Annotated in this window: 1 protein-coding gene; it reads right to left on the bottom strand. The window is 69.1% G+C overall.

Annotated features, from left to right (window positions below):
- Window positions 1–248: 248 nt before the first annotated feature.
- The coding region (locus tag KDL01_RS41585; RefSeq protein ID WP_212534219.1) for an LLM class flavin-dependent oxidoreductase at window positions 249–721 on the bottom strand (473 nt) is incomplete at its 5' end.

Consider the following 721-nt stretch of genomic DNA (forward strand, 5'->3'; position numbering starts at 1 on the left):
CCCGAACGCCCCTTCGACGCGCCACCCAAGCACGCCGCCCACCACGTCAGCTCAGCAGTTTCCCTCAACAAGCTGCCAAAGCACGCTCACCCAACAGGCCGCCCCAACGGCCCATCTCAACCATGTGACTCACCAGCCCGACACGGCACCTGACACGGCAACCCGCCGCCCGACGCTCGCCACCCGACGGCTGGCCACCCGCCGCTCGCCGCTCGCCGCTCGCCGCCGGCCCCCCGCCAAGCCCCGACTCAGCCCACCTTGCGCAACGCCTGAGCCAACGGCTCCAACACGGCAGCCGTATACGGCTGAGGCAAGTAAACGATCGCAAGCTGCGCCCCCGCACCCCCGAACTGCGCCGCGATATCCGCAGTCGCAGCCGCGTCCCCGTGATACGGAACCTGACAAGACAGCCGGATCTCCCCCCGATCGCGCCCCACCTCGTCGCAGTGCCGCCACAACACATCGCGAGCCCGAACAAAGCGCTCGATACCGCCCGTATCGAAGTTCCAATGCTGCGCATACCGCGCGACCGTCCGCAGCGTCCGCTTCTCCCCGCTGCCACCGATGCAGATCGGCGGATGCGGCCGCTGCACCGGCTTCGGATCGCACCGGGCGTCAGTGAGCGTGTAGTGCGTCCCCGCGAACGTCGTAGTCTCCCGCGTCAGCAGACTGACGATGACCTGGCACGCCTCCTCGAACCGGTCGCTGCGCTCCCCAGGCC

Source organism: Actinospica durhamensis (assembly GCF_018139695.1).
GTDB lineage: Bacteria > Actinomycetota > Actinomycetes > Streptomycetales > Catenulisporaceae > Actinospica > Actinospica durhamensis.